The organism is Nocardioides sp. (assembly GCF_036401255.1).
Lineage (GTDB): Bacteria > Actinomycetota > Actinomycetes > Propionibacteriales > Nocardioidaceae > Nocardioides.
On record NZ_DASWVI010000139.1, the window covers coordinates 1 to 6,552 of the forward strand.

Here is a 6,552-nt window from a genome sequence, read left to right on the forward strand (position 1 = left end):
CGATCGCCATCTGCCCGAGCGCGATCGCGACCGTCACCGCGACCCGGGCGGCGACGACCGTCCGGGTCGAGACCGGTGCGAGCTGGAGGCGGCGCATCAGCCTGGTCTGCCGCCAGCCCTGCAGGGTCGCGGCCGCCCCGACCGCCGCGCTCATCGCGACCGCCCAGCCCAGCAGCCCGGGCGTGTAGTACTGGATCGTGTCGAGCGACTCGTCCTCGACGGGCTGGATCTGGAGGTCGTACGCCGGCGGACGCCCGGTCGCGGCGACGTTGGCGCCGTCCACGAACGACTGCATCGCGCCACGCGTGATCGCTGCGCCGGCCGGGTTGGCCAACGTGTAGTGGGCGACCAGCGTGTCGCCCTGCTGCACGACAGCGACGTTCGCATCACCGTTGCGCACCTGATCGAGCGCGTCGGCGAGGTCCTCGGACCTGGTCACCGTGAAGGTCTCCTCGAAGGCGGCGCGGGCCTCGGTGGGCAGGTCGTCGAACAGCGGGACCGCCCCGACCTCGATCAGCTCCACCTTCCCGTCGCTCGGGTCGGAGAACAGGCCGCCGAACAGCACCAGGAACATCAGCGGGAACACCACCGCGAAGAACACCGACGTCCGGTCCCGGACGAACCCGCGCACGATCGCCAGCGAGAGCGCGCGGAACGCGAGACCGCGGCTCGGCCGTGGGGTGCTCATGCCCGGTACTCCCGTCCGGTCAGGTGGAGGAAGACGTCCTCCAGCGTGCCGGTCTCGACGCGGACACCGTCGAGCCGTCCCTCGTCGGCCAGCCGCGCCAGCTCGGCCCCCGGCTCGCGGGTGGTGACCACCTCGCCGTCGGCCAGGGTGATCCGGGTGGCGGCGTCGAGGCCCCGGACCAGCGCCGCAGGGGTGTCCAGCTCGAGGATCCGGCCGTGGTCCATGATCGCGACCCGGTCGCACAGCGCCTCGGCCTCGTCCATGTAGTGGGTGGTGAGCACGACCGTGCGACCGGAGTCGTTGAGGCCCGAGAGCAGCTCCCACAGGTTGCGCCGGGCCTGCGGATCGAGCGCCGCCGTCGGCTCGTCGAGGAACACCACCTCGGGGTCGTGCACGAGCGCGCTGGCGATCGCGAGGCGCTGCATCTGGCCGCCGGAGAGGTCCTCGACCCGGGTGTCGGCCTTCTCGACCAGGCCCACGCGGTCGAGCCACTCGTCGGCGCGGCCGGCGCGGACGCCGTACAGCGCGGCGAACGTGTGGATCTGCTCGCGCGCGGTGAGCCGTTCGAAGAACGACGAGGCCTGCAGCTGGACCCCGATCCGCGGCAGCAGGCCGGCGTTGCGCGGCCAGACCGGCTCGCCCAGCACGGTGGCCGAGCCCGCGACCGGGCGGCGCAGCCCCTCGATCATCTCCAGGAGCGTGGTCTTGCCGGCGCCGTTGGGCCCGAGGATGCCGACGAACTCGCCCTCGGCGACGCTCAGGCCGACCCCGTCGACCGCGCGCAGGTCGCCGTACGTCATCGTGAGGTCGACGACCTCGATCGCGGCGGTCACCTCACGCGTCGCCCGCGAGCAGCGGCCAGGGCCGGGCGGCCTCGAGCTGGGCGGAGAGCGAGAACAGCGTGGCCTCGTCGTCGGTGCGGCCGACCAGCTGGACCGCGACCGGCAGCCCGTCGGCGGCGACACCGCAGGGCACCGAGGCGGCCGGGTTGCCGGCGACGTTCCACAAGGCGGCGTAGGCGATCGCCGGCATCGCGCGCAGCGACGCGCGCACGGTGCCGACCCCGTCGAGCCGCCCGACCCTGGGCGGCCGGTGGGCGATGGCCGGGGTGAGGAGCACGTCCACCTCGTCGAACACGCGGTTGGCCTTGGCGGAGACCTGCTCGGTCGTGCGCAGCGCGCGGTCGATGACCTTCTGGGTCACCCACGAGCCGAGACGGTAGGTCTCGCGGGTGCGTCGCTCGAGCCGGTCGAAGTGCTCGACCTGGTCGGCCTCGGAGCGGATGCCGGCGAAGAACTGCGGCACGAACGCCGCGGTCGGGTCGGGATAGTGCGGGTCGATCTCGCGGACGTCGTGGCCCAGGTCGCCCAGCAGCCGCGCGGTGTCCTCCACGGCCCGCACGTGCACCGGGTCGGGCCGCACGCCCAGCGTCACCGGCTTGACCGACCAGCCGATGCGCAGCGGACCGGGCTCGCGCCCGGCCGCCGCGACGAACGGCTCCTCGCCGCCGGCGGTGTACAGGTCGCCCTCGACGTTGCCGCGGATCGCGTCGTACACCAGTGCGCTGTCGAGCACGCTGCGGGTCAGCGGGCCGGCGGTGCCCAGCGCCCACCACAGGTGCGGGTGCGGGGCGGTCGTGACCCGGCCGCGCTGCGGCTTGAGACCGAACAGACCGCAGCTCGCGCTCGGGATCCGGATCGAGCCGCCCCCGTCGCCGCCCATGCCGGCCGGCACCATGCCGGCCGAGACCGCCACGGCGGTCCCGCCGCTGGAGCCGCCCGGGGTGCGGCTGGGGTCCCACGGGTTGCGGGTGACCCCGCGCGCGGCCGACTCGGTGAACGGGAACGCCCCGAACTCCGGCATGGTCGTCTTCGCGACGATCACGGCACCGGCCACGCGGAGCCGGCGTACGACCTCGGCGTCGGCGACGGCCGGCGTGACGTTGGCGTCGCCGCCGAACGTCGTGACCGTGCCGGCGACGTCGATCTCCTCCTTGATCACGACCGGTACGCCGTGCAGCGGGCCGATCGGACCGTCGGCCGTGAGCGCCTCGTCGCGCTCCTGCGCCTCCGCGATCGCCGCGTCCACCATCAGCTGCGAGATCGCGTTGAGCCCGCGGTCGCGGGTCTCGATGCGCGCCAGCGCCTGCTCGACCACGCCGCGTGCGGAGATCTCACCCCCCGCCACCAGTCGTGCTGTCTCGGCCACGCCCGCGCGCGAAAGGTCCGTCACACTCCCGGAGGCTAGCGGCTCCTACATGTCGACGCCGATGAACGCCGGGTCACCGCCCCTCGTGGTGAGCGGCCCGAGCTCGGTGCAGATGCCGGACGGCACCTCGCAGTCGTAGACGGTGGCCGGGTGTCCGTACTCGGCGGCGAGGATCGAGCCGTCGGTGTCGACCGCGAAGAACGTCGCCCTCTGGTCCAGCACGACCGGCGCGCTCCCGTCGGTCGACTCCAGCCGGTTCGACCAGTACAGGACGTGCGATCCGTCGTAGGTGAGCTGCGCGTCGATCGCACCCTTCACCAGCCGGTAGGGCGACGCGCCCGGACCGTCGGGCCGCGGCCCGTCGTAGAGCAGCACGCCGTTGCGCACGTCGGCGACCCGCGTGTCGGGGCCGGCCACCTCCCGGACCCGGTCGGTCGCCGTGTCCCAGGCGGTGGTGCCCGCATCCGTGCGGAAGAGGACCACCCCGTCGTCGAGCGCATCGATCACCGCATCGGGGGGCAGCGGGTGCCGCCCGACGACGTCGTCGCTCGCCAGGTCGCGGACAACGACCTCGAGCCCGTCGTCCGTGCTGACCGCATAGGCGACCAGCGCACCCCGGCTATCGGCCTTGGCGGTCGGGTGGCCGCCCCCGCCGCGCGCGCCCGGCTCCAGGTCACGGAACTCCCCCGACTCCTCGAGCAGCATCGGATGCCCGGCGTCGTAGAAGACCACGCCGTACGGCGTCGCCGTGGCGTCGGTGTCGAGGTACTCCAGGTCGCGGGCCGAGAACTCGCGTCCGCCCAGGTGGATGACGTAGCCCGGGTCGGCGTACGCACGCAGCCCGTGGGAGAAGTCGAGCTGGCCGACCGGGTCGAGACCACGCTCACCGCGGTCGGTCCCGTCTCCCCCACCGAGGACGAGCGCGACGGCGGTGCCGGCGGCGACCACGGCCAGGGCCGCCCCACCCGCGGTCAGCTGCCGGCGGCGCCGCAGCCGTCGCCCGGCGCGACGGACGGCGGGCAGGTCGCCGGCGGGGGGCACCACGAGGTGGAGCCGCTCGTGCAGGACCTCACGCAGGTCGGTGGTCATCACAGGTCTCCCTCGAGCGTGTCCGCGACGCGGCGGAGGTTGGTGAGAGCGGCCGACGCCTGCGACTTCACGGTGCCGCGGCTGCAGCCGAGGACGTCGGCGATCTGCTCCTCGGAGAGGTCCTCGTAGTAGCGCAGCACCACGACGGCCCGCTGGCGTGGCGGCAGCGCGAGCACCGCCGCCCACACGGCGTCGCGCTCGACCACGCCCGGCTCGGGTCCGTCGTGGGCTCCGGCCGGCCCCTGATGATCGGGCGGCTGCTCGTGCGGGCGCTCGCGCCTGGACCAGCCACGCCGCCGGGTGCCGAGCACCTCGTTGACGACCATGCGGCGCACGTAGGCCTCCGGGTGATCCGTGGAGCTCACGTGGCCCCAGCGCGCGAACGCCCGGGCGTACGCCGCCTGCAGTGCGTCCTCGGCCGCGCCGGCGTCGCCCGCGACGGCGTACGCCGTACGGAACATGCGCGGCCAGGTGGCCCGGAAGAAGTTGTCGAAGTCCTCCGTGGTCATCCGCGCCTCCGGCGTCCCCGCGTCGGCCCGAGCCGCAAGTGCATCCATACCCTCCAGATGCACCCGACGGTGCCCGGGGTTGCCCCGGGCACCCAAGACATCGCGACGGTTCTCAGGCGGTCGTCAGCAGCCCCCGCACGACCCGCAGCCCGACGGAGAGCCGGGCCAGGTCGGCCGCGTCGTCGGCGCAGATCTCCTCGAGCGTCCCGGCGGCGCGCGACACCAGCACCTCGTCGGCCTCCTCCCAGGCGGCGACCCGCACCGGTGCGGGGTCTTCGGGGGACGTGGCGGCGAGCACCTGCGCGGTGAGCTGGGTGTGCACGTCGTGGAGGTCGTCGCGCAGCGAGGCCCGGGCCATCGTCTGCCACCGGTCGTCGCGCGGCAGCCCGAGGATCCGGTGGACGAGCGCGGACAGCCCGAGCCGCTCCCCGAGCGCGAAGTGCACCCGCGCGACCGTGGCCGGGTCGAGCTCCTCGCGGCCCGCGACCTCCACGATGCCGAGCAGGGTGTACGCCGGAGGCAGGACCGCGACCCGGGCGGCCAGCGACTCCGAGACGCCGGCGTCGACCAGCGCCGCCGCGCGTTCCTGGTACGCCGTGAGCTCGCGGCCGGTCATCAGGTCGGGCAGCTGCGCCATCACCTGCTGGACGGGGCCCGAGAACTGGTCGACGGTCGCCTGGCTGCGCAGCGGCGGGCGCCGGTTGTTGACCAGCCAGCGCGAGGCGCGCTCGACCAGCGTGCGCATCTCCAGACGCATCCGGGTCTGCACGGCCGCGTCGATGGTGTTGTCGAGGGCGCGCAGCTCGTCGCGCAACGGCAGCGACCCGAAGATCTCCCGCGCCACGAAGTTCGCCCGGGTCAGCTCGGCCCCCGTGGCCCCGGTCTCGCCGGACAGCCGCGGCCAGAACGTGATGCCCGCGCCGTTGACCAGGTCGTTGACGACCTGGGTCACGATGATCTCCCGCCGCAGCGGGTGCTCGTGGATCTGCGGGCCGAAGCCGTCTTGGACCGGCTGCGGGAAGTACGCCCGCAGGTCGAGGTCGAGGTAGGGGTCGTCGGGCAGGTCGGAGGCCAGCAGCTCCTCGGCGAGCGCGATCTTCGTCCACGCCAGCAGCACGGAGTGCTCGGGGGTGGTGAGGCCGATGCCGCGATCGAGCCGGCGGCGTACCTCCCGGCTGCTGGGCAGCCCCTCGAGCTCGCGGTTGATCAGCCCGTCGCGCTCGAGCTGGCGGATCCAGTCCTCGTGGACGTGCAGCATCGACGCGGCGTTGGCGGCGGCGTTCGCGAGCGCGAGGTTCTGCTCGTAGTTGTCGCGCAGCACGAGGTCGGCCACCTCGTCGGTCATCGCCGCGAGCAGCTCGTTGCGCTGCTCCTCGGTCCGCTCGCCGCTCTTGACGACCCGGTCGAGCAGGATCTTGAGGTTCACCTCGTGGTCGGAGGTGTCCACGCCCGCGGAGTTGTCGATGAAGTCGGTGTTGATCCGGCCCCCGATCCCGGCGCCCGGCCCCGCCGGCCCACCTTCGAGGGCGTACTCGATGCGGCCCAGCTGGGTGAACCCCAGGTTGCCGCCCTCACCGACACAGCGGGCGCGCAGCTCGCCGCCGTTGACGCGGATGCCGTCGTTCGCCTTGTCGCCGGCGTCGGCGTTGGTCTCGGTCGAGGCCTTCACGTAGGTGCCGATGCCGCCGTTCCACAGCAGGTCGACCGGCGCGAGCAGGATCGCGCGCATCAGCTCCGCGGGCGTCATCGTCTCCACCCCGGCCGCGATGCCGAGCGCGTGGCGCACCGCGTCGTTGAGCGGGATCTTCTTCAGCGACCGCGAGTAGACCCCGCCACCCTCGGAGATCAGCGAGTGGTCGTAGTCCTGCCAGCTCGAGCGCGGCAGGTCGAAGAGCCGCTTGCGCTCGGCGTACGACACCGCCGCGTCGGGACTCGGGTCGAGGAAGATGTCGCGGTGGTCGAAGGCGGCGACCAGGCGGATGTGCTCGGAGCAGAGCATCCCGTTGCCGAACACGTCGCCGGACATGTCGCCGATGCCGACGCAGGTGAAGTCCTCGG

Annotated in this window: 6 protein-coding genes; all 6 read right to left on the reverse strand. The window is 73.5% G+C overall.

The features are described 5' to 3' along the window. The coding region (locus VGD85_RS06185; protein WP_331062572.1) for an ABC transporter permease at positions 1–688 on the reverse strand (688 nt) is incomplete at its 3' end. Then, entirely contained in the window at positions 685–1,521 is an 837-nt protein-coding gene (locus VGD85_RS06190; protein WP_331062573.1) for an ABC transporter ATP-binding protein, read from the reverse strand. The genes VGD85_RS06190 and VGD85_RS06185, both read right to left, overlap by 4 nt. Before the next feature lies 1 nt (position 1,522). After that, positions 1,523–2,920 (reverse strand): amidase, encoded by a 1,398-nt coding sequence (locus VGD85_RS06195; protein ID WP_331062574.1) that lies wholly within the window; start codon positions 2,918–2,920, stop codon positions 1,523–1,525. Between the two features lie 21 nt (positions 2,921–2,941). After that, a complete protein-coding gene (locus VGD85_RS06200) occupies positions 2,942–3,985 on the reverse strand; it encodes a hypothetical protein (RefSeq protein ID WP_331062575.1) in 1,044 nt (347 codons plus the stop codon). Next, positions 3,985–4,494 (reverse strand): SigE family RNA polymerase sigma factor, encoded by a 510-nt coding sequence (locus VGD85_RS06205; RefSeq protein ID WP_331062576.1) that lies wholly within the window; start codon positions 4,492–4,494, stop codon positions 3,985–3,987. The genes VGD85_RS06200 and VGD85_RS06205 overlap by 1 nt, the downstream gene beginning before the upstream one ends. A 112-nt stretch (positions 4,495–4,606) precedes the next feature. Continuing rightward, positions 4,607–6,552 (reverse strand): NAD-glutamate dehydrogenase domain-containing protein (locus VGD85_RS06210; RefSeq protein WP_331062577.1); only part of this gene is annotated, 1,946 nt, incomplete at its 5' end.